The 25,033-nt window shown below is 71.8% G+C and carries 29 protein-coding genes; 17 read left to right on the top strand and 12 right to left on the bottom strand.

Going from position 1 to position 25,033, the window contains the following annotated elements; all coding sequences use genetic code 11:
- Positions 1 to 7: 7 nt before the first annotated feature.
- A complete protein-coding gene (locus ACTMTJ_RS33835) occupies positions 8 to 445 on the bottom strand; it encodes an NfeD family protein (RefSeq protein WP_441222725.1) in 438 nt (145 codons plus the stop codon).
- Positions 446 to 539: 94 nt separating this feature from the next.
- Here ACTMTJ_RS33835 and ACTMTJ_RS33830 point away from each other — a divergent pair, with 94 nt between their 5' ends.
- On the top strand, positions 540 to 1,841 hold the full coding sequence (locus ACTMTJ_RS33830) for a serine hydrolase domain-containing protein (protein ID WP_441222724.1): 1,302 nt from the start codon (positions 540 to 542) through the stop codon (positions 1,839 to 1,841).
- Between the two features lie 61 nt (positions 1,842 to 1,902).
- Entirely contained in the window at positions 1,903 to 2,382 is a 480-nt protein-coding gene (locus tag ACTMTJ_RS33825) for a Rieske (2Fe-2S) protein (RefSeq protein WP_441222723.1), read from the top strand.
- Here ACTMTJ_RS33825 and ACTMTJ_RS33820 read toward each other — a convergent pair.
- Positions 2,374 to 3,180 carry a DUF3097 domain-containing protein gene (locus ACTMTJ_RS33820; protein WP_441222722.1) on the bottom strand — a complete coding sequence of 269 codons (807 nt, stop codon included), beginning with the start codon at positions 3,178 to 3,180 and terminating at the stop codon, positions 2,374 to 2,376. The two genes, ACTMTJ_RS33825 and ACTMTJ_RS33820, sit on opposite strands and share 9 nt — an antisense overlap.
- Positions 3,181 to 3,269: 89 nt before the next feature.
- Between ACTMTJ_RS33820 and ACTMTJ_RS33815 the strand changes: the two genes are divergently transcribed.
- A complete protein-coding gene (locus tag ACTMTJ_RS33815) occupies positions 3,270 to 4,055 on the top strand; it encodes a hypothetical protein (protein WP_441222721.1) in 786 nt (261 codons plus the stop codon).
- 149 nt (positions 4,056 to 4,204) lie between these two features.
- A complete protein-coding gene (locus ACTMTJ_RS33810) occupies positions 4,205 to 4,732 on the top strand; it encodes a hypothetical protein (RefSeq protein WP_441222720.1) in 528 nt (175 codons plus the stop codon).
- Between the two features lie 128 nt (positions 4,733 to 4,860).
- On the opposite strand, the gene ACTMTJ_RS33805 is transcribed toward ACTMTJ_RS33810, so the two are convergent.
- Genes ACTMTJ_RS33805 through fabG form a run of 4 tightly spaced genes read right to left on the bottom strand, consistent with a single transcriptional unit; the run spans position 4,861 to position 8,193 of the window.
- Complete coding sequence (locus tag ACTMTJ_RS33805) at positions 4,861 to 5,640, bottom strand: HAD-IIA family hydrolase (RefSeq protein ID WP_441222719.1); 780 nt, start codon at positions 5,638 to 5,640, stop codon at positions 4,861 to 4,863.
- A gap of 49 nt (positions 5,641 to 5,689) precedes the next feature.
- On the bottom strand, positions 5,690 to 6,703 hold the full coding sequence (locus tag ACTMTJ_RS33800) for a ferrochelatase (RefSeq protein ID WP_441222718.1): 1,014 nt from the start codon (positions 6,701 to 6,703) through the stop codon (positions 5,690 to 5,692).
- A 1-nt stretch (position 6,704) separates the two neighbouring features.
- Complete coding sequence (fabI, locus tag ACTMTJ_RS33795) at positions 6,705 to 7,472, bottom strand: enoyl-ACP reductase FabI (RefSeq protein ID WP_441222717.1); 768 nt, start codon at positions 7,470 to 7,472, stop codon at positions 6,705 to 6,707.
- Between the two features lie 16 nt (positions 7,473 to 7,488).
- Positions 7,489 to 8,193 (bottom strand): 3-oxoacyl-ACP reductase FabG, encoded by a 705-nt coding sequence (gene fabG / locus ACTMTJ_RS33790; RefSeq protein WP_441222716.1) that lies wholly within the window; start codon positions 8,191 to 8,193, stop codon positions 7,489 to 7,491.
- A 120-nt stretch (positions 8,194 to 8,313) separates the two neighbouring features.
- On the opposite strand from fabG, the gene ACTMTJ_RS33785 reads away from it, so the two are divergent.
- The 6 genes from ACTMTJ_RS33785 (at position 8,314) to ACTMTJ_RS33760 (ending at position 13,976) form a co-directional block, all read left to right on the top strand.
- Positions 8,314 to 9,558, top strand: coding sequence for a sensor histidine kinase (locus tag ACTMTJ_RS33785; RefSeq protein WP_441222715.1), 1,245 nt, complete (start codon positions 8,314 to 8,316; stop codon positions 9,556 to 9,558).
- Positions 9,555 to 10,223, top strand: coding sequence for a response regulator (locus ACTMTJ_RS33780; RefSeq protein WP_441222714.1), 669 nt, complete (start codon positions 9,555 to 9,557; stop codon positions 10,221 to 10,223). Before ACTMTJ_RS33785 ends, ACTMTJ_RS33780 begins: the two co-directional genes overlap by 4 nt.
- 74 nt (positions 10,224 to 10,297) lie before the next feature.
- A complete protein-coding gene (locus ACTMTJ_RS33775) occupies positions 10,298 to 11,038 on the top strand; it encodes an alpha/beta fold hydrolase (RefSeq protein ID WP_441222713.1) in 741 nt (246 codons plus the stop codon).
- Entirely contained in the window at positions 11,035 to 12,207 is a 1,173-nt protein-coding gene (locus ACTMTJ_RS33770; protein ID WP_441222711.1) for an acyltransferase family protein, read from the top strand. Before ACTMTJ_RS33775 ends, ACTMTJ_RS33770 begins: the two co-directional genes overlap by 4 nt.
- Before the next feature lie 257 nt (positions 12,208 to 12,464).
- Complete coding sequence (locus ACTMTJ_RS33765; RefSeq protein WP_441222710.1) at positions 12,465 to 12,977, top strand: GNAT family N-acetyltransferase; 513 nt, start codon at positions 12,465 to 12,467, stop codon at positions 12,975 to 12,977.
- A 33-nt stretch (positions 12,978 to 13,010) separates the two neighbouring features.
- Complete coding sequence (locus ACTMTJ_RS33760) at positions 13,011 to 13,976, top strand: DUF559 domain-containing protein (RefSeq protein WP_441222709.1); 966 nt, start codon at positions 13,011 to 13,013, stop codon at positions 13,974 to 13,976.
- Positions 13,977 to 14,049: 73 nt separating this feature from the next.
- On the opposite strand, the gene ACTMTJ_RS33755 is transcribed toward ACTMTJ_RS33760, so the two are convergent.
- From ACTMTJ_RS33755 to ACTMTJ_RS33745, 3 genes are read right to left on the bottom strand one after another with little or no spacing between them, the layout of a single operon-like run.
- On the bottom strand, positions 14,050 to 15,000 hold the full coding sequence (locus ACTMTJ_RS33755) for a VWA domain-containing protein (RefSeq protein ID WP_441222708.1): 951 nt from the start codon (positions 14,998 to 15,000) through the stop codon (positions 14,050 to 14,052).
- Positions 14,997 to 15,917 carry a DUF58 domain-containing protein gene (locus ACTMTJ_RS33750; protein WP_441222707.1) on the bottom strand — a complete coding sequence of 307 codons (921 nt, stop codon included), beginning with the start codon at positions 15,915 to 15,917 and terminating at the stop codon, positions 14,997 to 14,999. Before ACTMTJ_RS33750 ends, ACTMTJ_RS33755 begins: the two co-directional genes overlap by 4 nt.
- Complete coding sequence (locus ACTMTJ_RS33745; protein ID WP_441222706.1) at positions 15,914 to 17,035, bottom strand: AAA family ATPase; 1,122 nt, start codon at positions 17,033 to 17,035, stop codon at positions 15,914 to 15,916. Before ACTMTJ_RS33745 ends, ACTMTJ_RS33750 begins: the two co-directional genes overlap by 4 nt.
- Before the next feature lie 303 nt (positions 17,036 to 17,338).
- Between ACTMTJ_RS33745 and ACTMTJ_RS33740 the strand changes: the two genes are divergently transcribed.
- Genes ACTMTJ_RS33740 through ACTMTJ_RS33730 form a run of 3 tightly spaced genes read left to right on the top strand, consistent with a single transcriptional unit; the run spans position 17,339 to position 19,442 of the window.
- Entirely contained in the window at positions 17,339 to 17,524 is a 186-nt protein-coding gene (locus tag ACTMTJ_RS33740) for an acetone carboxylase (protein ID WP_441222705.1), read from the top strand.
- Positions 17,521 to 18,021, top strand: a complete 501-nt coding sequence (locus tag ACTMTJ_RS33735; protein WP_441222704.1) for a PH domain-containing protein — start codon at positions 17,521 to 17,523, stop codon at positions 18,019 to 18,021. The genes ACTMTJ_RS33740 and ACTMTJ_RS33735 overlap by 4 nt, the downstream gene beginning before the upstream one ends.
- Complete coding sequence (locus tag ACTMTJ_RS33730; RefSeq protein WP_441222703.1) at positions 18,018 to 19,442, top strand: PH domain-containing protein; 1,425 nt, start codon at positions 18,018 to 18,020, stop codon at positions 19,440 to 19,442. Before ACTMTJ_RS33735 ends, ACTMTJ_RS33730 begins: the two co-directional genes overlap by 4 nt.
- Here the strand turns inward: ACTMTJ_RS33730 and ACTMTJ_RS33725 are convergent.
- Positions 19,333 to 20,331: a phosphatase PAP2 family protein gene (locus ACTMTJ_RS33725; RefSeq protein WP_441222702.1), complete on the bottom strand. Its 999-nt coding sequence runs from the start codon at positions 20,329 to 20,331 to the stop codon at positions 19,333 to 19,335. The genes ACTMTJ_RS33730 and ACTMTJ_RS33725 overlap by 110 nt on opposite strands.
- A gap of 192 nt (positions 20,332 to 20,523) precedes the next feature.
- Between ACTMTJ_RS33725 and ACTMTJ_RS33720 the strand changes: the two genes are divergently transcribed.
- Positions 20,524 to 20,937 carry a thioesterase family protein gene (locus ACTMTJ_RS33720; RefSeq protein WP_441222822.1) on the top strand — a complete coding sequence of 138 codons (414 nt, stop codon included), beginning with the start codon at positions 20,524 to 20,526 and terminating at the stop codon, positions 20,935 to 20,937.
- A 33-nt stretch (positions 20,938 to 20,970) separates the two neighbouring features.
- Positions 20,971 to 21,801: an MBL fold metallo-hydrolase gene (locus tag ACTMTJ_RS33715; protein WP_441222701.1), complete on the top strand. Its 831-nt coding sequence runs from the start codon at positions 20,971 to 20,973 to the stop codon at positions 21,799 to 21,801.
- On the opposite strand, the gene ACTMTJ_RS33710 is transcribed toward ACTMTJ_RS33715, so the two are convergent.
- A complete protein-coding gene (locus ACTMTJ_RS33710) occupies positions 21,795 to 22,169 on the bottom strand; it encodes a nuclear transport factor 2 family protein (RefSeq protein ID WP_441222700.1) in 375 nt (124 codons plus the stop codon). The two genes, ACTMTJ_RS33715 and ACTMTJ_RS33710, sit on opposite strands and share 7 nt — an antisense overlap.
- A gap of 31 nt (positions 22,170 to 22,200) precedes the next feature.
- Between ACTMTJ_RS33710 and ACTMTJ_RS33705 the strand changes: the two genes are divergently transcribed.
- Together ACTMTJ_RS33705 and ACTMTJ_RS33700 are read left to right on the top strand one after the other, a co-directional pair.
- Entirely contained in the window at positions 22,201 to 22,617 is a 417-nt protein-coding gene (locus ACTMTJ_RS33705) for a DUF1801 domain-containing protein (protein ID WP_441222699.1), read from the top strand.
- A gap of 245 nt (positions 22,618 to 22,862) precedes the next feature.
- Complete coding sequence (locus ACTMTJ_RS33700; protein WP_441222698.1) at positions 22,863 to 23,942, top strand: lytic polysaccharide monooxygenase auxiliary activity family 9 protein; 1,080 nt, start codon at positions 22,863 to 22,865, stop codon at positions 23,940 to 23,942.
- Here the strand turns inward: ACTMTJ_RS33700 and ACTMTJ_RS33695 are convergent.
- Entirely contained in the window at positions 23,923 to 24,969 is a 1,047-nt protein-coding gene (locus ACTMTJ_RS33695; RefSeq protein ID WP_441222697.1) for an FAD-dependent oxidoreductase, read from the bottom strand. The two genes, ACTMTJ_RS33700 and ACTMTJ_RS33695, sit on opposite strands and share 20 nt — an antisense overlap.
- Positions 24,970 to 25,033: the final 64 nt, after the last annotated feature.

The raw sequence follows: 25,033 nt of genomic DNA, 5'->3' as shown, positions 1-25,033 counted from the left end.
CCCCGGTTCAGAAATCCCGCCAGACCATGGCGGTGGCGCCCTTGACCTCGATTACCCGCACACGCTCGCCGGGCTCCAGCACCTGCGTGGCGTCGTACGACCGGGCGGTCCACAGCTCTCCGTCGATCTTGACGAGCCCGTGCTCCGCGTCGACCTGCTCCAGCACCAGGCCGGTGGAGCCGGAGATGGCGTCCACCCCCATCGGCGTCTCGTCGCTCTGCAACCGTGCGTCCCGATGGCGACGGATCACCGGCCGCACGGCCACCAGCGAGAGCGCGGAGACGATCGCGAAGACGGCCGCCTGGACCGGCACGCCCGCACCGAGCGCCGCGGCGATCGCGGCGGCGAAGGCTCCGGCCGAGAGCATCATCAGGACGAACGTGAACGTAAACATCTCGGCGACCGCGAGCAAAACCCCCAGAACGATCCAGAGAACCGCATCCACCCCTCGATCGTGGCACGTCACCGCACGTGCGGCGAGTCGCCGGACGGTAACGTCTGGGCGCCTGTTCCGTTGACCCCGATCGGGAGGTACGAACGTGGCGCTGCTACCCGACACGACCCGCCGGCTCGACGTGCTCACCGCCGAGGCCCAGGCCACCGGCCGGGCGCCCTCGGTGGTGCTCGGCATCGTGCGCGACGGCGGGCTGGCGTACGTGGCCGGAGCCGGTGACCACCCCCTGCCGGACCCGGGCACCCAGTACCGAATCGGGTCGATCTCCAAGACCATGACCGCGACGCTGGTGATGCGGCTGCGCGACGAGGGGCGGCTGACCCTCGACGACCTGCTCTACCGGCACCTGCCTGGCACCCCGGTGGGCGGCGTGACGCTCCGCCAGCTCCTCGGGCACGCCTCCGGCCTCCAGCGCGAGCCGGACAGCGCCGGGTGGTGGGAGCGGACCGAGGGCACCGACGTCGACACGCTGCTGGCCGGCCTCACCCCGGAAAAGCTCGCCCACCCTCCACACCGGACGTACCACTACTCCAACCTGGCGTACGGCCTGCTCGGCGCCGTGCTGGAGCGGGTCACCGGCAAGCCGTGGATCGAGCTGCTGACCGAGCAGGTGCTGGCGCCGCTGTCGATGCTGCGCACCACATACCACCCGCACGAGCCCTTCGCGCCCGGCTACGTGGTGCACCCGCTCCACGGCACGCTCAACGAGGAGCCGCGCACCGACACCGGCGCGATGGCCCCGGCCGGGCAGTTGTGGTCTTCGCTCGCCGACCTGGGCCGGTGGGCGGCGTTCCTCGCCGAGCCGGCGCCCGAGGTGCTCGCCCCCGACACGCTCGCCGAGATGTGCGTGCCGGTCGCCATCAGCGACCCGGAGACCTGGAGCGGGGGCCACGGCCTGGGGATCGAGCTCTATCGCCGCGGCGAGCGCGTCCTGGTCGGCCACGGCGGCTCCATGCCGGGGTACGTCTCCGTCATCGCCGTCCACCGGCCGTCCCGCACCGGCGTCGTCGGGTACGCCAACGCCTACGGCTTTCCGATCGGCCAGCTCGCCTTCGCGGCGCTGCTGGAGGTGCTCGACCGCGAGCCGGTGCCACCCGCACCGTGGCGCCCGGCCGCACCGCCCCCGCCGGAGGCCGTCGAGCTGTGCGGCCGCTGGTGGTGGATGGGGCTGGCACACGACGCCACCTGGGAAAACGGCGAGCTGGTGCTCACCCGCGCCGGGCGCGACCCGTGGCGCTTCACGGTCGAAGGCACCGACCGGTGGCGCTGCCACTCGGGCGCCAACGACGGCGAGACGCTCGTGGTGCGGCGCGACCCCGCCGGCGGGGTGGCGGCGCTCGACATCGCGACGTTCATCTTCACCAGAGACGCCGGCCAGCTCGGCTAATTCAGCGGATCCACAGGTTCGCCACAGGACTCATCCAGTCATGCCGGACATGCTGGCGCCCATGCAGAAGGTGAACGCTCAACCAAATTTGCCGAGTCGACGCAACGTACTGGCCGCGGGGGCGGTCGGCGTGGGCGCGGTCGGCCTCCTGGCCGCCTGCGGCAGTGACGAGGAGCCGGCGGCCTCGACGCCCACCAGCGCGGCGCCATCTCCGTCGACGAGCTCCTCGGCGGGCTCCTCGACGGGCTCCCCGGCCGACGCGCTCGCCAGCACTTCGGACATTCCGGTCGGCGGCGGCACGATCTTCGCCGACAAGCAGGTCGTGGTCACCCAGCCGGCGGCGGGCGACTTCAAGGCCTTCAGCGCGCAGTGCACCCACCAGGGCTGCCTCGTCTCCCAGGTGCGGGGGAACGAGATCGTCTGCACCTGCCACGGCAGCGCCTTCTCCACCAGCGACGGCTCGGTGCTGGCCGGCCCCGCCACCTCCCCGCTCCCCGCTCAGACGATCACGGTGGAAGGGAACTCGATCGTCCTAGGGTGACTCGACCGTCACGAAGTCGATGAGTCGTTCCATCGCGCCGATCAGCGGGGTTTCCACATGGTGGAACGTGTCTACCTTGGACAGGATCAGGCGCCACATGTCGGCCGGGTCGGCCACGCCGAGGGCGGCGCACACGCCCTCCTTCCACGGCCGGCCCGGCGGCACCACCGGCCACGCCTTGATGCCCAACCGCTCCGGCTTGACCGCCTGCCAGATGTCCACGTACGGATGGCCGGTCACCAGCACATGCGGCGACGTCACGGCGGCCACGACGCGGCTCTCCTTCGAGCCGGGCACCAGATGGTCGACGAGCACGCCGAGCCGCCGCTCAGAGCCGGGCTGAAACGCGCGCACCGCGTCGGCGAGCTCGTCGATCCCGTCCAACGGCTCCACCACGACGCCCTCGATACGCAGGTCGTCGCCCCAGATCCGTTCCACCATCGCGGCGTCGTGGACACCCTCGACCCAGATGCGGCTGGCCTTGGCGACCTGTGCGCGTACCCCCTGGACGGCGATCGAACCCGACGCCGTGCGGCGGCGGGCGGCCGGCGCGGCGCTCCGCACGGGCTTTCGCAATGTCACCGGCGCGCCGTCGAGCAGGAACGCGGCCGGTGCCAAGGGAAAGTTGCGGCGCTTGCCGTGCCGGTCTTCCAAAACCACCGCGCCGTACTCGAATCCCACGACAGCGCCGCAGAATCCGGAGTCGGCGTCTTCCACGACCAGGTCGACCTCCGCGTCGACCTCGGGCACCACCTTGCGGCGGCGCCAATTCCCGGCTAGTACGTCCTCCCCATACATGCTCTCGGACGCTAGCCGCGCGCGTGCGGCATGCCACGCAGACGCGCCGCACCCGAGACAGGGCAGCGGCCAGCACGTACTCTTGCCGCATGTCTCCCGCAGCAGGCGCGGCGACCCTCGCGGCGCGCCGGTCGAGCCGGTTCGTGGCGTGGGTCCGCGCGTGGCGCGCCGGGCTGGTGCCCTATGACGAGGTCGCCGACGAGATCGCCGGTGACGAGGAGCACCTTGTCGCGGACGCGCCCGGCACCTGGACCGACGTGCCGCTGCGCGACGCGCTGCCCACGCTTTCCAAGCTGCCGCCCGACGAGATCCGGCTGGTGCTGCCGGCCCCCGGCGACCCGCGCGGGCTGCCCGGCCCCGGGCCGTTCGCGGGCGCGGCGCTCGTCGCGGGCGAGGCGGTGGTCGCCGGCGATCTGGGCTTCATCCCCGAGGTGCGCAGCCACACGTCCGGCTCGGGCGTGACGTTCGAGACCCTGCTCTGGCGGGTCTATCCGCTGCCCGCGGTGGGCGGGTCCGGCGGCGAGCCGGGCACCGCCGAGGCCGAGTCCGACCTGTCCGCCGCGCTGGCCGAGGCCACCGCGCGCCTCGCCCGGCTCGACGTGGCCCAGTGGCGGCCGGAGCTCGCCGGCGCGCTGGCCGCGCTTCGCCGTCCCGACGCGGGCATCGACCTCCCACCCGGCTTCGATCCGCGGGCCCGTCGCCTTTTCGCGCGCGCGAGCGTGCTGGATCGCGTGCTGGCGCTGGCCGAGCACGCCGCACCGGGCGGCGCGGTCAACGGATACGAGGCGCAGGAGCGCGACGCCGCCCTCCGTCCACTCACGACAGCCTGCCGCCGCGCACTGGTGGCGGCATGCAATGCCCCACTAAGGCCCTAGCCTTTTCGCTCCGTCGATCAAGGACAAACAATAGGGCGACTATTCGTCCTTGATCGATTCTTCGAATAATTCAGGGTCAGCGCGGCCGTCTCTTGTGTGCTACCAATCATGAGTTCCCGCGGTGTTAGCCCACAAGAGGCGGATGGACGGTGCCCTTACACGCGTTCACAGACGAGGCCAAGGCGCACGGCTACATCATGGTCGCCGCCCTTCTCCCGCCGGCGAAATTGGCGCCGGCGCGTCAATCGATCAAGGCATTGGTCATGCCCGGTCAGCGCCGGATCCACTTCCAGAAGGAAAGCAACGGGCGCAGAAAGCAGATCCTCGACACCATCGCCACCCTTGGCGTCGAGGCGATCGTCTACGATGGACGCCGGCATACGGCCAACAAACCCGCACGAGACGCGTGCCTCGCCCGGCTCGTCAAAGATCTCGTCAACCTCGATGTGGAGCGGTTGATCCTGGAAACCGAGGAAGGCGCCCTCAAGAGCGACAAGGCACTCATCTTTGCCCAGCTACATTCAGGGGGCGACGGCAACGCTTTGCAATATGCACATATGCGCGCCTACGAAGAGAGCCTCCTCGCTATCCCCGATGCGATCGCGTGGTCGTGGGCTAAGGGGGGCCACTGGCGCGCACGGGTCAACGAGATCGTCACCGACGTGCGGAAAGTGTAACGTCCAGAAAGCGCGGAACCCGGCCCGCCCACCGTCCGGAGGGCTACCGGGTCCACTTCCTAAGCGCTACTGCACTAGGCACATTCGAGGTTAGACACCACCGCCACCTCCGTCAACCCGATAGCGCGTCAGATCTCGTCGATCAGGTCGGCGACCGATTCCACCATGCGGGACGGGCGGTACGGGTACCGCTCGGTCTCGGCGCGCGTGCTGATCCCGCTCATCACGAGGATCGTCTCCAAACCCGCCTCCAGGCCGCACAGGATGTCGGTGTCCATGCGGTCGCCGATCATCGCGGTGGTCTCCGAATGCGCCTCGATGGTGTTGAGCGCGGAGCGCATCATCATCGGGTTGGGCTTGCCCACGAAGTACGGGTCGACGCCGGTCGCCTTGGAGATCATCGCCGCCACCGAGCCGGCGGCCGGCAGCGCGCCCTCGACGGACGGGCCGGTCGGGTCGGGGTTGGTGCAGATGAAGCGGGCGCCGTCGTTGATGAGGCGCACGGCCTTGGTGATGGCCTCGAAGCTGTACGTGCGGGTCTCCCCCAGCACCACGTAGTCGGGTGCGAAGTCGCTCAGTATGTATCCGACCGCGTGCAGCGCCGTGGTGAGGCCGGCCTCGCCGATCGCGTACGCCGTGCCGCCCGGCCGCTGGTCCGCCAGAAACTGGGCGGTGGCCAGCGCCGCCGTCCAGATCGACTGCTCGGGCACGTCGAAGCCCATCCGGGTCAGCCGGGCTTGCAGGTCACGCGGGGTGTAGATCGAGTTGTTGGTCAGCACCAGAAACGGCTTGCCCGACGAGCGCAGCCGGCTGATGAACTCGGGCGCGCCGGGAATCGGCTGCCCCTCGTGCACCAGCACACCGTCCATATCGGTGAGCCAGGACTCGATCGGCTTCCGGTCCGTCATGGTGCGCCTCCTGATCGGCGGCCCGCGCGGAGCGCGGCGCCGCGGTCACTCACTGAGCGGCTCCCCTGCGCGGTGGTGGACAGCAGCCCACGGGACAGGTGTCCCAGAGCGGAAGGGTACCCAGCCGAGATCGCCGGACACTTTCCGGCGCGTTAACACGCTCCCGCACGAGATCGTGCACCATCGCCACGAAACGCGGGTCGGTGCCGGGCGTGGCGGCGCGCGCGTAGTCGAGGCCGAGCCGCTTGGCGGTGCTGGCGGCCTCGTTGTCGAGGTCCCAGATCACCTCCAGGTGGTCGGAGACGAAGCCGATCGGGCTCACCACCACACCGGTGACACCACGCTCGGCGAGCGCGGTGAGATGGTCGTTGACGTCCGGTTCGAGCCACGGCACGTGCGGCGGGCCGCTGCGGCTCTGCCACACGAGGTCCCACGGCAGGTCGGGCGCACCGGCGGCGGAGACGAGGGCCGCGGTCTCGTTGAGCTGCGCCTCGTAGCGACCGCCGTCCGGGCCCGCGGTCGCGGCCATCGACGTGGGTATCGAGTGGGCGGTGAAGACCACCCGCAGGTCACCGCCGGGCGGGAGCGTGGCCCGGGCGGCGCGCACCGCGTCGGCGTGCGGCTCGACGAAGCCGGGGTGGTCGTGGAAGTGCCGCAGCTTGTCGATCGCCGGCGCGGTCGGGCCCACCGCCGCCCGCGCGGCCGCGATGTCCTCCAGGTACTGGCGGCACGAGGAGTATCCGCCGTAGGCGCTGGTGACGAACGCGAGCGCGCGCTTGACCCCCTCGTCGCGCATCTGCGCCACGGTGTCGGCGAGCATCGGGTGCCAGTTGCGGTTGCCCCAGTACACCGGCAGGTCGGTGCCCTCCTGGATCGCCCCCATCAGCGCGCGGCACTGCTGGTTGATCGGTGACACCCCGCCGAAGTGCTGGTAGTGCTCGGCCACCTCGGCCAGCCGCTCGGGGGGCACACCGCGCCCCCGCGTGACGTTCGCCAGGAACGGCAACACGTCGTCGGGGTGCTCGGGCCCGCCGAAGGAAACCAGGAGCAGAGCGTCGTACACCTCAGGCTCCTACCGCGTGGAACCCGCCGTCCACGTGCACGATCTCGCCGGTGGTGGCGGGGAACCAGTCGGAGAGCAGCATCAGGATCGCCTTGGCCGCCGCCTGCTGGTCGCCCAGGTCCCAGCCGAGCGGCGCCTTCTTCACCCACTCGTCTTCGAACTGCTCGAAGCCGGGGATCGACTTGGCCGCCATCGTGCGCAGCGGGCCGGCGGAGACGAGGTTGCTGCGGATGCCCTGCTTGCCCAGGTGCAGCGCGAGATAGCGGGAGGCCGACTCCAGGCCGGCTTTCGCCACGCCCATCCAGTCGTACACCGGCCAGGCGTACTGCGCGTCGAAGGTCAGCCCGACCACCGATCCGCCGCGGCTCATCAGCGGGAGCGCGGCCATCGCGAGGGCCTTGTAGGAGTACGTGGAGACGTGCAGCGCCGTGCTCACGTCGTCCCACCCGGCGTCGAGGAACCCGCCGCCCAGCGCGCTCTGCGGCGCGAACGCGATCGAGTGCACCACCCCGTCGAGCCCGTCCACGTGCTCGCGCACCTTGTCGGCCAGCCCGGCGAGCTGCTCGGAGTTCTGCACGTCGAGCTCGATGACGGGCGGCGGCTCGGGCAGCCGCTTGGCGATCCGCTCGACCAGCGAAAGCCGGCCGAAGCCGGTCAGCACGACCGTGGCGCCCTGCTCCTGCGCGAGCTTCGCGGTCGAGAACGCGATCGACTGATCGGTGATGACGCCGGTGATGAGCAGCCGCTTGCCGGCGAGGAGTCCAGACACGTACGACCCTTCTTTCTCAGTGGCCCATTCCCAGGCCACCGTCGACCGGGATGACCGCGCCGGAGATGTATCCGGCGGCGTCGCTCGCCAGCCAGGTCACCGCGCCCGCCACCTCGTCGGGTGCGGCGAAGCGGCCGGCCGGGATCAGCTTCTGGTACTCCGCCTTGCGGTCCTCGGGCAGCGCGGCGGTCATGTCGGTCTCGACGTAGCCGGGCGCCACCACGTTCGCGGTGATGTTACGGGTGCCGAGCTCGCGGGTGATCGAGCGGGCGACGCCGACCAGGCCGGCCTTGCTCGCCGCGTAGTTGACCTGGCCGGGCGATCCGTAGAGCCCGACCACCGAGGAGATGAAGATCATCCGGCCCCATCTGGCCCGCAGCATCTTCGAGGCCGCCCGCTTGGCGAGCCGGTACGCCCCGGTGAGGTTGGTGTCGATGACCCGGGTGAACTGCTCCTCCGACATCCGCAGCAGCAGCGTGTCGTCGGTGATGCCGGCGTTGGCCACCAGCACCTCGACGGGGCCGAGCTCGGCCTCGATGGTGGAGAACGCCGCGTCGACGGCAGCCGTGTCCGTGATGTCGCACCGCACGCCGAAGAGGTCGCCCGGCACCCCGCTGCCGCGGTGGGTGACGGCCACCCGGTCCCCCTGCTTCGCGAACGCCTGCGCGATCGCCAGGCCGATCCCCCGGTTGCCCCCGGTCACCAGCACGGTGCGGGCCATCGTGGCTCCTCCACTCCTCGTCGCGGCTGCGCCGACGGCCCAGACACTACCGGGGTATGACACCGAGGATCACACCACGGCGGTACGACGCGATTGATCACACACCGTAACCTGCGAGACGTGGCTTCCCCCTCGCGCGGCGCCTGGAACGCGCTCAAGCGCCTCTTCGGCGGACCGGACTACCCGCCGGTCACCGTGCCCTTGCCGTGGCCGCGCCTCCGGCTGGTAGCGCCCACCGTGGCCGTGCTCGCGCTCGTCGGCGTCACGGTCGGCACGGCGGCGTACCTGATCGACGCCCGCGAGCTGCCGCCGATCAGCGGCTGGCTCATCGCCATCCTCACGGTGCTGCCGTTGCCGTTCCTCCTCTCCCGGCCCCTCTGGGCGTGGCGGCTGATGTTCGTCAGCATGCTCTTCGGCACGTTCAACAGCGGGAACGAGACCTGGCCGTGGAGCCCTGGCCACGTGTTCGTCATCCTGCTGGTGCTGCTCGTCGTGGGCGCCCGGGTCGACCGCGCGGTGCTGATGTGGATGCTCGCGTTCAGCCTGCTCGCGGTCTGGATCTTCGTGCCGCCCGCCGACCTCCCCGGCGTGTCGCTGCTCTTCGTCGTCGTGGTGCTGGTCGCCGACGTGATCGCCCGGATCGCGCGCAGCCGCAGCAGCCTCAGCGAGCAGCTCGCCGAGCAGGCCGAGGTGAGCGAGCTGGAGAAGGCACGGCGTACGGTGCTGGAGGAACGCACCAGGATCGCGCGGGAGATGCATGACGTGGTCGCCCACCACATGTCCATGATCGCGGTACAGGCGGAGACCGCGCCGTACCGCCTCCCCGACCTGCCCGAGACCGCCCGCGCCGAGTTCACGTCGATGGCGATGGCGGCCCGCCAGGCGCTCACCGACATGCGCCGCCTGCTCGGCGTGCTGCGCAGCGAAGACAGCGAACGGCTCATCGCGCCCCAGCCCGGGCTCACCGACATCCCCGAGCTGGTGACCAGCGCGCAGCGGGCCGGTGTAGACGCCTCGCTCGACGTCGCCGAGGGTGAGCCGCCACCGGAGGCGGTCGGGCTCGCCGCGTACCGGATCGTGCAGGAAGCCCTCGCCAACGCGAGCCGGCACGCGCCGGGGGCGGCCGTGCGGGTGGAGATCCGGCCGTGGCTCGCGGACCTGAGCCTGCGCGTCCACAATGGCCCCCCGACGGCGCCGCCCGAGTCGCCACAAGGCGAGGGGCACGGGATCGCCGGCATGCGCGAGCGGGTGACGCTGCTGGGCGGGGATTTCGCGGCCGGCGCCACCGCGGACGGCGGCTTCGCCGTGGCGGCCCGGCTGCCTTACGCGCCGCCCCCTGAGCCGGAGCCCGGGAGCGGCGAGTGATCCGCGTGCTCATCGCCGACGACCAGGCGATGGTGCGGCAGGGGTTCGGGGCGCTGCTGGCCGCCCAGCCCGACCTGCTCGTCGTCGGCGACGCGGCGAACGGCGCCGACGCGGTCACCGCCGCCCGCCGCCTCGACCCGGACGTCGTACTCATGGATGTGCGCATGCCCGTGCTCGACGGCCTGGAGGCCACCCGCCGCCTGATCGGCTCCCGGCCGGAGGGCGGCGAACGGCCGAAGGTGCTGATCCTGACCACGTTCGACCTCGACGACTACGTCTACGAGGCGCTGCGCGCGGGCGCCTCCGGCTTCCTACTCAAGGACGCGCCCGCCGCCGACCTGGTGCAGGCGGTGCGCGTGGTGGCCGGCGGCGAGGCGCTGCTGGCGCCCTCGGTGACCCGGCGGCTGATCGCCGAGTTCGCCGCCCGGCCCAGCCGCAACCGCCCGCGCCCGACCGTGCTGTCCGCGCTCACCCCGCGGGAGACGGAGGTGCTGCGGCTGATCGCACGTGGACGGTCCAATGGGGAGATCGCCGACGACCTCGTGGTCGCCGAGCAGACCGTGAAGACCCACGTCGGGCGGATCCTCGCCAAGCTCAACCTCCGCGACCGGGCGCAGGCGGTCGTCCTGGCGTACGAGACGGGTCTGGTCGCCGCCGGGGAGTAGTACCCCGGTCCTAAGGGTAAGAGCAAACCCCGGTCTGACGCGTGGAGCGTGGGCCCCGGCCCACTCTTCGTGGCATGAACCGGATCCGGTACGCCGCCACCGCCGCGCTGCTCGGCGCCGTGCTCGTCGCGCCGCCGCACGACGCCGGCGCCGCGCTCCCGGCGACCACCGCGGTCGACGTGGTCGGCCAACCGTCCACAGCGGACCGCATCGCCGTCCTGGTGCCCGGCGTCGGCACCAACTCGGCGAACCTCTCCCGGACGACCGGCGCGATGGCCCGCGCGCTGTACGCCACCGCCGCCCCGCGCACGGAACCCGGCGAGGTCGCGGTCGTGGCCTGGCTCGGCTACCGGCCGCCGGAAGGGCTCGGGCTGGAGGCGGCCCGCTCGACCTCGGCGGAGGCGGGTGCCCAGGCGCTCATCCGCTACGTCGAAGCGCTCGTGGCCGGCCATCCGCACGCACGGATCACGCTGATCGGCCACAGCTACGGCGCGCTGGTCATCGGCTACGCCGCGGCGCACCTGCCGCCGCAGGTGACCGACATCGTCGCGCTGGGCGCACCGGGCATGGGCGCGGACCGCGCGGCGGACCTGCACACCACCGCCCGCGTATGGGCCGCCGAGTCACCGCACGACTGGATCCGTTTCGTACCCGGCATCCGCCTCTTCGACCTGGGCCTCGGCACGCACCCGGCCGACTCCTCGTTCGGCGCGCGGCGGCTCCCGACGGAAGGGGTGGACGGCCATCCCGAGTACCTGACCGACGGCTCAGCCACGCTCACCGCCGTCGCCGGCATCGTGGCGGTGGACTCGTGAACGCGGACCGGGACTCTGCTGGCTGGCTCGCTCCGCTCGCTTCGGCCCCGGCCGCCGTTTCGAACCGAGCTGGCCGCTCCGCATCCAGCTCCAGGTCGAGCCAGCCCCGGGACCGGGCGGTCGACACGATCCGCGCCGTCGCCATCGCCGGCGTCGTCCTCGGGCACTGGCTGGTGACCGGGCTCGTCCTCGGCCCCGGCGGCGGGATCGACCAGGCCAGCCCACTGAGCGCGCTGCCGTCGTTCGCACCCGTGACGTGGGTGCTGCAAACCCTCGGGCTGTTCTTCTTCGCCGGCGGGTACGCCGCGGCCCGCTCCCGCCGCCCGCTCCACCGGCGCCTGCCCCGGCTGGTCCTGCCGGTGGCCGGCTTCGGTGCACTGTGGACGCTCGCGCTGGTCGTCGCCGCCATGGCCGGCGTGCCCGGCGTGACCCTGGACACGGTCGGCACGCTCGTCGTCAGTCCACTGTGGTTCCTGCTGCCCTTCGTCGCGCTGCTGGCGCTGACCGCCCCGCTGCGCCGCGCCGGACCGGCCGCCGCCATCCCGGCGGTGGCCGTGGTCGCGCTCGCCGACGCCGGTCTCGGCTGGCTCCCGCTGACGGTGCTCGCGGCCTGGCTCGTGCCGTACACCCTGGGCATGGCGCTCGCCGCCGGCCGCCTGACCGGCCGCGGCACCGGATTGGCGATGCTGGTGGGCGGCGCGGTGGCGATGGCCGTGCTGATCCGGTGGCTCGACTATCCGATGAGCGCGGTCGGCGTACCCGGCGACGGGCGCTCCAACCTGTCGCCCCCCTCACTGTTCACGATCGCGCTCGGCACCGCGCAGATCGGCGTCGCGCTGCTGGTCCGCCCGTGGCTCGACAGCCGCCCCACACCTCGCCCGGTCGCGGTGCTCAACCGCGCCGCGATGCCCATCTACCTGTGGCACCAGAGCGCGCTCATCGCCGTGGTGGCCGGCATGGCGTGGCTCACCGCCGGCCGGCCCGTACCCGGTCTGCACACCGCGCCGGAGAGCCTGACCTGGGTAGGTGCGCGGATGCTCTGGTTCCCCGTGTTCGCAACGGTTCTGGCCACCGCGTGCACGGTCTTCCCGGCCGTGGCCGGCCGGGTGGACACCGCACGCCGACCGATCGGCCAAGTAGGTGCGGCGGGTGCCCGGGGTGTACGATGACGGACGGTTCTGAGCCCGGACTACCTATGGAGGTGATCGCTGTGCGAGATAGCGATCCCCCTAGTCATAGCCGGGCCACGCGTCAGCTGAGCTGACCGGTCTCTCCTCTCCCTTTCGCGCCCGGGTCACGGCCTCGGGCGCGCCGCCGCGCGTAACTCGCCACCGGAGAACCGCCATGAACCGTTACGCTGCCCCGCTGGGCTTCACCCTCGCCGCCGTCTGGGTCGTCGTCCTCTTCGTCCTCGTCTGAAGGCTCCTTGTCCGGAGACCTGGTGCTGTGCACCGAGCGGCTGGACCTCCCGCCGCTCGACGCCACGCACACCGAGGCCCTGGCCGCCATCTACGCCGACCCCGCGGTGGCGGCGTACATCGGCGGCTCCCGACTGTCCTTTGAGGGCACTCGTCTCCAGGTGGCCCGCTTCCAGACCATCTGGCGCCAACACGGCCACGGCCAGAGCGCCGTCATCGAACGCACCACCGGCCGCCTGATCGGCCGCGCCGGCCTCCACTACTGGCCGGACGGCATGCTCGAGCTCGGCTACGTCATCGCCCGCGACGCGCAACGCAAGGGCTACGCCCGCGAGGCCAGCGAGGCGTGGCTCGCCTGGCTGTGGGCCAACCTCCCCAACGACCACGTCACCGCCGTCATCCACCCCGACAACGCGGCCAGCATCGGCCTCGCCCGCAGGCTGGGCTTCCACCTCGACCGCGAGACCTCCGAACTCACCGGCACGCCCGTCGTCGTGTACCGCCTGGACCGCCCCACCTGAACTTGTCGGACCCCACCCCGACACTGGTGGACCGTGGCTGGGTATCAACGTGTCGACGACATCCGCGCGTTTCGGCCCGACGAGGCGGGGGATCTCGAGTTCCTGCTGTTTCGTCAGGACGGGGTGATAAGTCGCCGCCAGGCGCTTCGCTACCTGTCCGCCAAGGCGATCCGGCATAGGCTCACCACTGGGCGCTGGTTGGCCGCACACCGTGGGGTCTACCTCGCGCGGACGGGAGCGGTCAGCGAGCACCAGCGCCGTTGGATCGCGGCGCTCGCCGTGGGCCGCGGGCTTGTCGCGCCGCTGGCCGGGCTGTCCGCACTCGCGGTGCACGGCCTTCGAGGATTCGCCGTCCGCCCGATCCACGTGCTTGTCGGCGCGCAGCGGCGAGACACCGATCCGCCTCCCGGCGTGGTCGTGCACCGCACGCGGCACGTCGCGGTCGAGGACCGGCACCCGGCGGGAAACCCGCCCTGCACGATGCCGGCCCGCTCGATGATCGACGCGGCCCAGTGGGCCCGCACGGACCGGGAAGCCGTCACGATCATCGCCGCATGCTTCCAGCAGCGCCTGGTCGGGCTCGTCGACGTCGAACCCGCGCTGGCCCGGATGCCGAGGGTGGGCCGACGCAAGGTCATCGTTGCGGCGATCACGGACGCGGCCGGCGGCGCCGAGTCCATCTTGGAGATCGACTTTGCCCGGCTGTGCCGCCGTGCCCGGCTACCCGAGCCGTCGCGTCAGGTCAGCCGCACCGACCGGTCCGGTCGCCGCCGCTATCGCGACGTGTACTTCGACCCCTGGGCGGTACACGTCGAGATCGACGGTGCGCAGCACATGGACGTGAAGGCGTGGTACGCGGACATGCGGCAGCACAACGAGATCGCGATCGCCGGAGAGCGGCTGCTGCGCTTTCCGGGCTGGGCGCTGCGCCAGTGTCCCGAAGAGGTGCTCACCGACCTGCGCGCCGCCCTCATAGCCGCCGGTTGGAGACCAAACTGAGCGTCCGTGGCGAGTTTTGGCCCCTCCAGGGGCCAGAAATCGCCACGGACGCTCGTGCATCCCGCGTTGCGGCCTACGGCAGGCGGGACGTCCACAGTAGGCTCATGCCTCCCGCGGCCAGCGCGAAGAGCAGCGCTATCCCCGCGTACCACTGCGTTACCTCACGCGGCTCGACCCGGTGGCCGATCGAGCTGCCCATGTCCTCGTACACCTGCTTGAGCTCGCTCACCGACGCCGCCTCGTAGAAGAAGCCCTGCGTGGTCTCGGCCAGCTCGGCCAGCGCGAGCCGGTCGACCGGCACCGGCTGGAGCTGGCCGCCGATGTCGACCACGCCGGCGTCGGTGCCGAAGGCGATCGTGGAGACCGGCACGTTCGCCGCGGCGGCGGCCGACGCAGCCTCCTCGACCGAGCGGCCGGACGTGCGGTACCCGTCGGAGAGCAGCACGATGCGCGCGGGCGGGATGCCCTGCGCGCCGTCCGCCGGCACCGAGCGCACCGCCTCCAGGCAGGTGAAGACCGCCTCGCCGGTCGCGGTGGCCTCGGCCAGGGTGAGGCCGTCGATGGCCTGCTGCACCGCGAGCCGGTCTTTCGAGGGCGGCACCAGCACGTTGGCCGACTTGGCGAACGAGACGAGCCCCAGGTTGTAGGTCGGCGGCAGCTCGGTCACGAACTGCTTCGCCGCCTCCTGCGCCGCCTCGATGCGGCTGGGCGCCACGTCGTCGGCCTCCATCGACAGCGACACGTCGATCGCCAGCATGATGGTGGCGCGTTCGAGCGGCTCCTCGCGATCGATCGAGGGGCGGGCCATCGCGGTGGCCAGCGCGAGCAGCGCGAGCAGGAAGGTGCCGGCCGCCACGTGGCGGCGCCAGCCGAGGCCCTTGGGCGCGAGGGTGCGCAGCAGGTCGAGGTTGGCGAAGCGGACCGCGTACTGCTTGCGGCGGAACTGCCGCCACACGTACACGGCCGCGATCGCGACCACCGGCAGCAGCGCGAGCAGCCACCACGGCTCGAGAAAGCGGATCATCGCGTCGTCCCTCGGGTGCGTGCGTGCCGCTGGGCGGCGACGAAGCGGACCATGTCGAGCAGCCAGTCGGAGTCGGTGCGCAGGCGCAGGTGGGCGGCGTTCGCCGCGCGCAGGGCCTGTGCGATGGCCGCGCGCTGCGCGCCGGCCGCCTCCGCGTACCGGCTGCGCAGCTTGGGGTCGGCGGTCTGCACCTCGTGCAGCGCGCCGGTCTCCGGGTCGACGAGCGTGAGCACACCCACGTCGGGCAGCTCCAGCTCGCGCGGGTCGACCACCTCGATCGCGAGCACGTCGTGGCGCACGCTCAGCTTGCGCACGGGGCGTGCCCACTGCTCGACCGGAGCCAGGAAGTCGGAGATCACCACAGCCACACCCCGCCGGCGTGGTGGGCGGTTGAGCATGTCGATCAGCGCACCCAGGTCGGAGCGTCCGGGCCTGATCTGGGTACGGGCGATCGCGCGCAGCAGCCCCTGCGCCTCTTTGCGTCCGGGGCGGGCCGGCAGGCGCTGCATCTGCGCACCGGTGCCGACCACCGCGCCGATCCGGTTGCCGCCGCGGACGGTGATGTAGGAGAGCGCCGCGGTCGCCGCGATCACCAGCTCGGACTTGAGGTGCTTGGCGGTGCCGAAGGCGAGGCTGGCGGACAGGTCGACGGCCATCCACGTCTCCAGCTCGCGGTCGGCGACGGTCTGCCGCACGTGTGGAAACGTGGTGCGCGCGGTGACCGGCCAGTCCATGCGCCGCACGTCGTCACCCGGGCGGTACTCGCGCGACTCCCCCGCCTCGCTGCCCGGACCCGGCAGCAGCCCCACGTAGTCGCCCTGGAGCAGCCCGTCGAGCTTGCGGGTGACGAGCAGCTGGAGCCGGGAGAGGACCGCGTCCGCCCGCGCCGTGGTCTGCGCGTCGAGCGGCGGGCTCATGGCAGGTTGGGCCACGCACCGGCGGGAGCGGGCTGGGCACCCATCGGCGGGCCGGAGGCGGGGGCGGGGGTCGGGCTGGCGCTCTGCCGCGGCGCGACCGTCGGCAGCGGCACCGAGGCCATCACCCGGGCCACGATGTGGTCGGCGGGCACGTCGTCGGCGAGCGCGTCGTAGCTGAGCACCAGGCGGTGGCGGAGGATGTCGGGCGCGACGTCCTGCACGTCCTGCGGGAGCGCGTAGTCGCGGCCGCGCATCAGCGCGAGCGCCCGCGTGGCGCGCACGATGCCGAGCGAGGCGCGCGGGCTGGCGCCGTACTGGATGAGCGGCGCGATGTCCGGGATGCCGTGCTCGGCCGGTGTGCGGGTGGCGAGCACCAGCCGCACCGAGTAGTCGACCAGCGCGTTGTGCACGAACACCTGGTCGGCCTTGCGCTGGAGCGCGATCAGCTCACCCGGCGTGAAGATCGCCGACGGCTCGGGCGGGCTGACGCCCATCCGGTAGACGATCTCGCGCTCCTCGGCGTCCGTCGGGTACCCGACGATGATCTTCATGAGGAAGCGGTCGCGCTGGGCCTCGGGCAGCGGGTAGACGCCCTCCTGCTCGATCGGGTTCTGGGTCGCCATGACGAGGAACGGGTGGGGCACCTCGTGGGTCTCGCCGCCGATCGAGACCTGCTGCTCGGACATGACCTCCAGCAGCGCCGACTGCACCTTGGCGGGCGCGCGGTTGATCTCGTCGGCGAGCAGGAAGTTGGCGAACACCGGGCCGAGCTCGACGTCGAACTTCTCGCTCGACTGCCGGTAGATCCGGGTGCCGATGATGTCGGCCGGCACCAGGTCGGGCGTGAACTGGATCCGAGCGAACGTGCCGCCGGTAACCTTGGCCAGCGTCTCCACGGCAAGCGTCTTGGCGACGCCGGGCACGCCCTCCAGCAGGCAGTGGCCACGCGCCAGGAGCGCCACGAACATCCGCTCGACCATCCGGTCCTGACCCACGATCACCCGCTTGACCTCGAACAACGCGCGTTCGAGCAGCGTGGCGTCCTGTGCCGGGGTGCTGCCCGCGGGAGGCGTGTCAACCGGCGCGTCGGGCTGTTCTGGCGTGGTCGCGTTGGCCACCGGTCCTCCAGTGCGGTGCGGCGTCATCGAGATTAAGGCGAGGTGCTGCCGCACCAAGCCTTACACGCCCAGCTAACCAGCCGGGGTCGCAGCGCCGGAAATCCGGTCCGTCCCGCACGTCGTGGCTGCTCGCGGCCACCGAACGTCCGGCCGCCGCTACGGCTTACGGCCAGACGCCAAAGAGGCACGACGAACGGGTAGACATGAGGGGGTTTTCAGTGTGTACGATTCAGCCGTCGCCGGGCGGCTTCCCCCGTGGCCGCCCGGCGCTCTTATTCTTTCCGTGCCCGTAAACTTCTGATCATGCTGTGCTCAGCGCGCGGATGCCAGGAGCAGGCCCAGTGGGCCCTGCGGTGGAATAATCCCAAGATCCACCAGCCCGAGCGGCGCAAGGTGTGGCTTGCCTGTGAGGCCCACCGCGAGCACCTGAGCGACTTCCTGGCCGCGCGTGGGTTCCTGCGCGAGGTTGACCGTAGCCTGGATGCGTGACCGCCCCCACCAGTGCGCTGGAGCCGTGGCCGGAGACCGTCGACTGGCGGCCCGTTTCGCGAAACCTGATCTGGGTCGAGCTGATCCAGTACGGCATCTTCATGATCTTCGTTTTCGGCGGGCTGGGCATCGGCTGGGCGCTGACCGGCCACTGGCTCTTCGGCCTCGCGCTGGCCCTCTCCGTGGTCCAGGCCGTCTGGCGGGTCATCGTGATCTTCCGGGCGGTCAAGGCCTGGGGGTACGCCGAGCGCGACAACGACCTGCTGGTCCGCCACGGGCTGCTGGTGCGCCGGCTCTCGATCGTCCCGTACGCGCGGATGCAGTTCGTCGACGTCACCGCCGGGCCGCTGGAGCGGGCGTTCGGGCTGGCCACCGTCCAGCTGCACACCGCCGCGGCGGCCTCCGACGCCAAGGTCCCCGGCCTCCCACCGGAGGAGGCGTCCCGCCTGCGTGACCGCCTGACCGCGCTCGGCGAGGACCGCGCGGAGGGCCTGTGAGCGAGCCATCAGGCTCAGGGCCGCCACCCGCCGCGAGCCGCACCGCCGGAGAGCCCCACGCCACCACCGCCGTCGCCGCCGAGCCGAGGCGGCGGCTGCACCCGCTGACGCCGTGGCTCAAGGGTGCCCGCGCGCTCGCCGTGATCATCGCGGCGCTTTCCTGGCAGACGCTCGGGCGGGTCGGTCTGGGCTGGTTCGCCGCCATGGTGGTCGCCGCCCTCATCGGCCAGCTGGTCCTCTCCGCGGTCAGCTGGTACTTCACCGGCTACCAGGTCGTCGGCCGCGAGCTGCGGATACACGAGGGGCTCGTCTTCCGGCGCACCCGGGCGATCCCGCTGGAGCGGCTCCAGTCGGTCGAGGTCGTCCGCCCGCTGCTGGCCCAGCTCACCGGCCTGGCGGAGCTGCGGCTGGAGGTGGTGGGCGGCGGCAAGACCGAGGCGCCGCTCGCGTTCCTGACCGCCGACGAGGCCCGCACGCTGCGCGAGCGGCTGCTCGTGCTGGCCGGCAAGGCGAGCGCGCCCGTCCTCGCCGAGGTGGCCGAGGGCGAGCCGGCACCCACCGCCCACGCCGAGCGGCCGATCCACGCGGTCGCCAACCGCGACCTGCTGGTCAGCCAACTGCTCACCCCGCAGACGGTGTTCCTGCCGTTCGGTGTCGCGTTCGTGGTCATCCAGTTCGTGTCGGAGGCGACCTGGTCGTTCATCGGCATCGCGAGCACCCTCACCGCGATGGCCGGCGTGCTGCTCCAGCCGGTGCGCCGCATCCTCGCCGACTGGAACTTCCGGCTGGCCAGCCAGGACAGCTCGTTGCGCCTGCGCGGCGGCCTGCTGGAGACGCGCAGCCAGACCGTGCCGCTCGACCGGCTCCAGGCGGTCACCGCCACCTGGCCGCTGCTGTGGCGGGGCAAGCGGTGGCTGCGGCTGCGCCCGCACGTGGCCGGCGTCGCCGCGCCCACCTCGGGCGACGAGTCCGGCGGCGGGCGGCTGCTGCCGGTCGGCACCCCGGAGACCGCCAGGTCCGTGCTCGCGGAGGCACTGCCCGGCGTCGCGCTCGACGAGATCCCGTTCACGCCGCCCTCGCGGCGGGCCCGTTGGCTGCACCCGCTCGCCTGGCGGGTGCTCGGCTCCGCGCTGACCGATCGGGTGGTCGCGCACCGGGAAGGGCTGCTGACCCGCGAGGTGCTCGTCGTGCCATTCGCCCGGATCCAGAGCGTGCGCGTGGTGCGCGGGCCACTCCAGCGGCGCCTCGGCCTCGCCACCGTCTACGCGGACACCGCCGGCGGGCCGAGTGCCGCCGCCCGTGACCGGGACGTCAGTGAGGCGTGGGAGCTGGCGGCGACACTGGCGGAGCGTTCGCGGGCGGCTCGGCAGCCTTCCGCCGCGCCCACCACCGCTCACCCAGCCCCACCGCCAGAAACGTGAGCCCCACGTACGCCCAGCCGACCAGCACGTCGATCACGTAGTGCTCGCCCGAGTACACGAGGGTGAAGGTCATCGCGAGCGGGTACGCGAGCAGCAGCGGCCACCAGCGCTTGCGCACCGAGTTGAGGAAGAAGGCCACCACGAAGAGCGCGAACGCGGTGTGCAGCGACGGCATCGCGGCCACCGGGTTGGCGGCGACCTGGCCCACGTTGAGCATGTTGCCGGCGCCGTGCATGCCGATCGCCTTCCAGCCCCGGGTGGAGATGCGGACGACGTCTTCGATGAGGCCGTAGCGGGCGGCCCACCACGGCGGCGCGGCCGGGTAGAGGAAGTAGGTGGCGAGGCCGGCCAGCGAGAGGAACACCCACCGCCGCATGAACGCCGCCCACCGCGGCCGCGCGATCAGCCACAGCACCACCGCGACGGTGAGCGAGACGACGAAGTGGGAGAAGTACACCCAGCTGACCAGCACGTCGTACCAGTGGACCCGATCGGGGTCGTAGAGGTGCTGCTGGAGCCAGACCGTGGGCACCTCGCCGCCGGTCGCCCAGCCGAACATCCACCGGTCGGCCGCGACGAGCTCGAGCACGTGCGGGGTGGCGCCGTTGTCGGCGAAGCCGCGGGACAGGTTGTACCCGACGAGCAGCAGCACCACCGGCAGCCAGTCGCGGGCGAAGCCCAGGTGGGAGCGCCACGGCCGCTCGATCCGCCAGGCGATCGTGGCGGTCCAGAGCCAGCCGAACGCGTACAGCGGGTCGGTCGGCAGGCCGATGACGAGCCAGCCGGCCACGAAGAGCACCGCCCAGAGGCCCATCGCGATCACTTGGCGCCGCCGGTCGCGCACGGGAGGCGGGGAATCGGCGGGCGCGGGAGAGATCGTCACGGCCATCGGGTTCCAGGTTAACCATGGTGGTACGCCGAATGGCCGGTGGGCGCGTTCGGTACGCGGATACGTGGTCTGTCCGGTTCCGGAGCGCCTACGCTATGCGGCATGGAGCAGCAGCCGGACCCTGGGGCGGGCGACCGCCGGCCCGAGGAGCGAAGCGACGAGGACGGCGGGAGCCGTCCCCCGGGTCCCAGCGTGAGCGGAGCGAGCGCCGACCAGCTCGGCCCCGGGTTCGCACCGGGGCTGACCGCCCGGGTGGAGCTGACCGTCACCGACTCCGACACCGCGCAGGCGCTGGGCTCGGGCGACGTGCCGGTGCTCGGCACGCCCCGCGTGCTCGCACTGGTCGAGGCCGCCACGGTGGTGGCGACGGCCCAGCGGATGCGGGCCGGCATGACCACGGTCGGCACGCGGGTCGAGCTCGACCACAAGGCGCCGACTCCGGTCGGCCGCACGGTCGTGGCACAGGCCCAGCTGGCCAAGGTCGACGGTCGCCGCCTGCTCTTCGAGGTGACCGTGACCGACGGCTCGACCACCGTCGCCGAGGGCCGCGTCGAGCGGGTGCTCGTCGACCGGCACAAGTTCGTGGAGCGCGCCTTCGGTGAGTGAGCGAGCGTAGCGAGTGAGCCAGAGGTGGGCCAGGTGAGTAGCTTCGCGGAGGTCGCCGACGACGTCTTCGTGCTCCGTTACCCGGTGCTCGACGTCAACGCGACCCTGATACTCGGCGACGGCGTGGCCCTGATCGTCGACACCCTCGCCACGCCCGCGCAGGCCGCCGAGCTGGCCGCCGCCGCCCGCCAGGTGACCGCCGCGCCGTGGGCGCTGGTCAACACCCACCACCACTTCGACCACACCTTCGGCAACGCGACCCTGGCCGGCGACGCGCCGTGCGACATCTGGGCGCACGAGGAGACGGTGTCGCTGCTGCGCTCGCGCCCCGAGGCGGTGCGGCGCGAAGCGTACGAGGAGGCGCTGCGGCTCGCCCCCGACCTGGCCGGCGAGCTGGCCGAGGCGCCTATCCTCGCGCCCAACCGCGCCGTGCACCAGGAGTCCACCGTGGACCTGGGCGGCCGCAGGGTCGTGCTGCGCCACCTGGGCCGCGGCCACACCGCCGGCGACCTGGTCGTGCACGTACCCGACGCCGACGTGATCGTGGCCGGCGACCTGGTCGAGGAGGGCGCACCCCCGTCCTTCGGCGACGCCTACCCCCTGGAGTGGCCGGAGGCACTGGCCGCGCTGCTGCGGCTCACCACCCCCGAGACCGTGGTCGTGCCCGGCCACGGCGCCCCGGTCGGCCCCCACTTCGTGAAGGGCCAGCACGAAGAGCTGACCGCGCTCGACTGGCTGATCCGCGACGGCCACCGCGACGGGGCCCCGGTGGCGTCGGTCGCCGCCAAGGCCCCCTTCGGCCCGGACGCCGCCCGCGTCGCCGTACGCCGCGGCTACGCCGAGCTGTCGGGCCGCGCTCAGTAACGCTCCACCAGGTGCTCGCGCCCGGCCGGCGGCTCGTAGGGCTCGGGCCAGAAGTCGGTGACCTTCGTGATCAGGCCCGCGTCGTCGAACTCGAAGAATGAAAGCGCCTGCTGCTCCTCCCCGCCCACCGTGAACCGCGCCCACGTCGCCGCGTGCCGCTCCTCACCGACCGCCATCTCCACCGTGAGGTGCCAATCCCCCGGGTACTCCACATTGAACTGGAGGTAGCGCTCCCGGCCGACGATGCGCTCCCGCGTCTGCGGCAGCTCGTAGACCACGTCGGCGGCGAGCAGCTCGGCGAAGCCCGCCCAGTCGCGCGCCTCGGCCGCCGCCCAGTAAGCCATCACCGCATCGTGTGACCTCGTCATGGCACACAGAGTGGCAGCAGGGTCTGACAGAATGGGCGCGAGTGCCATGGACGCCGAGGTCAAGACACCCGAGGAATACATCGCCACGCTCCCGGAGTCACGCCGGGACGAGGTGCGGGTGCTGCACGAGCTGATCCGCCGCGAGGCGCCCGAGCTCGAGCCACACATGCAGTCGGGCATGGTCGGCTACGGCACCTACCACTACCGCTACGACAGCGGCCGCGAGGGCGACTGGTTCGTGGTGGGGCTGGCCGGCCGCCGCGCCTACATCTCGCTCTACGTCAGCGCCTCCGACGGCGACCGCTACCTGGCCGAGACCTACCGCGACCGCCTCCCGAAGGCGGACATCGGCCGCAGCTGCGTCCGCATCAAGCGCCTGTCCGACGTAGACCTCGCCACGGTGGCCGAGCTGGTCCGCGCGGCCGCGGCCGCCCACCCGGGAGCCTAGCGGCGACGACATCGACGGGCGGCTATTGCCCTGGATATCGATTCATGGTGCAATGTCGATGCCGGGCGGCGCAGGGCTGACACGCGCCGGGCCGGTTGCCGGGTTGGGTCATGTGAGAGGCGCGTGTGCGTCCGAGATCGGACGGGTGCGTCGAGCCGACCTGCCGCGCGTTCCGTCTGCATCTCTCCCGAATCCGGTGCCCGCCACCACGCGTCACCGGAACCCGCAATGAAAGGGAGACCAAGGTGAAACTTCTACGCAGGGCAGCGGCTGCCGCCGCCGTCGCTGTGGTTGCCGCTGGCATCGTCACAGTTATCACGCCCGGCGCGGCTCAGGCGCACGGCGCCGCGATGGTGCCCGGCAGTCGTACCTTCCTGTGCTGGAAGGACGGCCTCTCGTCCACAGGCCAGATCATCCCCAACAACCCGGCCTGTACCGCCGCGGTCAACCAGGGTGGCGCCAACCCGCTGTACAACTGGTTCAGCGTCCTGCGCTCCGACGCGGCCGGCCGCACGACCGGCTTCGTGCCGGACGGGCAGCTGTGCAGTGGTGGCAACTCCACCTTCTCGGCGTACAACCTGGCGCGTAACGACTGGCCGCTGACCCACCTGACCGCGGGCGCGAACATCGAGTTCCGGTACAGCAACTGGGCGCACCACCCGGGCACGTTCTACTTCTACGTGACCAACAACAACTGGAGCCCCACGCGTCCGCTGGCCTGGAGCGACCTGGAGTCCACGCCGTTCCTGACGGTCACCAACCCGCCCCAGCGCGGTGCGGTGGGCACCAACGACGGTCATTACTACTTCTCCGGCAACCTGCCGTCGGGTAAGAGCGGCCGCCACATCATCTACTCGCGTTGGGTCCGCTCGGACAGCGCCGAAAACTTCTTCGGTTGCTCCGACGTCACCTTCGACGGCGGCAACGGCCAGGTCACCGGCATCGGCCCCGGCCAGGGCACCACCGGCCCGCCGGACACCCCGACGCCCGGCCCGACCACCAGTAACCCCGGCCCCGGTCCGGGTACCGGCGCCTGCTCGGCGACGTTCCGCTCGGTCAGCTCGTGGAACGGCGGCTTCCAGGGTGAGGTCACCGTCCGCAACAGCGGCACGGCCAACATCTCCGGCTGGTCCGTCGGCATGACGACCGCGTCGGGCCAGAGCGTCCAGAGCGTCTGGAACGGCTCGCTGTCCGGCACGGCACCAAACCTGACGGTGCGGAACGCCAACTACAACGGCGCGCTGAACGCGAGCGCGTCGACGACGTTCGGCTTCACCGCCAACGGGCCCAACACGGCACCGACACTCAGCTGTTCGGTGGCGTAACCACCGCTTCACCGTCCGGGCCCGGCGCCGAGTTCGGCACCGGGCCCGGTTTGCGGTCGACCTCCCGAACCAGGCGCAGCACTTCGGCGGCACATCCCCAGGAGAGGGTGACACCCGACCCGCCGTGCCCGTAGTTGTGCACTACGTGTGCCCCGTCGACGTCGACCCGCTCGACCCTTACGTGCCGGCGGCTCGGCCTGATGCCCACCCGGCTGGCGCGGACAGTCGCTCCCGCCAGGGCAGGCTCCACCGCCACGCACCGCCGCAGGATGCCTTCGGCGGCCGCCTCGTCCTCGCTGACGTCGTGCCGCCCCGGGACCGCCGTGCCCCCGAGCACCACGTGGTCGCCATGCGGGAGGATGTAGGTCAGCTCGGTGGGGTCGGCACCGTCGACCGCCACCTCGGCTTCGGCGAAAAACCGCTCGATGCCCGGGTTGTCGACGACGAGGAGTTGGCCACGAACTGGCGTGACCTGGGCGTCCGGCACGAGCTGATGCGCGCCGTAACCTGTGCAGTTGACCGCGACCTCCGCCAGCGTGGCCGCGTCGGCGAGCGAGCGAAGCACACCGGTCTCCAGCGCGCCGCGACCGGATTCCAGGAAACGCCGGGTGAGGTAGGCCATGTAGGTAGGCATGTCCACGGTCGGCGCCGTGTATCGCCACCCGGTCAGGTAGCCCTCGGGAAGGTCATCGGGCCCGCATATCGCGAAGCCGTCGAGGGCCCGCGCCCAGGCCGGAGGGTCCATTGTGGTCTTCGATGCCTCGACGCCGGTGGCGATGCGGATGCCGGTCTCCTCCCCCGCCAGCCGCTCCATCGCTCGCCGGGTCTCCTCGCACCAGGTGAGGACCCGGTCGTCCTCCACGAGGTACGGTCCCCAGAGCGCCCCCGCGGAGCAAGAGGTGGTGTGCAGCGGGGGCCGGGTGGCGCGGACCCGGACCATGTAGCCGGCCTCGGCCAGACACACGGCGGTCGTCAGGCCCGAGACGCCGGCGCCGATAACGAGGACGTCTGCCTGGCGTGGGGTCACCGTTCGACATTAACCGTCATCTCTCGATCGAGGAATACGCAGAGTGCCCATTAGGTTGCGCAAA

This window comes from Phytohabitans sp. LJ34 (genome assembly GCF_052068095.1).
Taxonomy (GTDB): Bacteria; Actinomycetota; Actinomycetes; order Mycobacteriales; family Micromonosporaceae; genus Phytohabitans.
The sequence above is the reverse complement of the archived record's forward strand: the minus strand, read 5'-3'. Positions and strand labels throughout refer to the sequence as shown.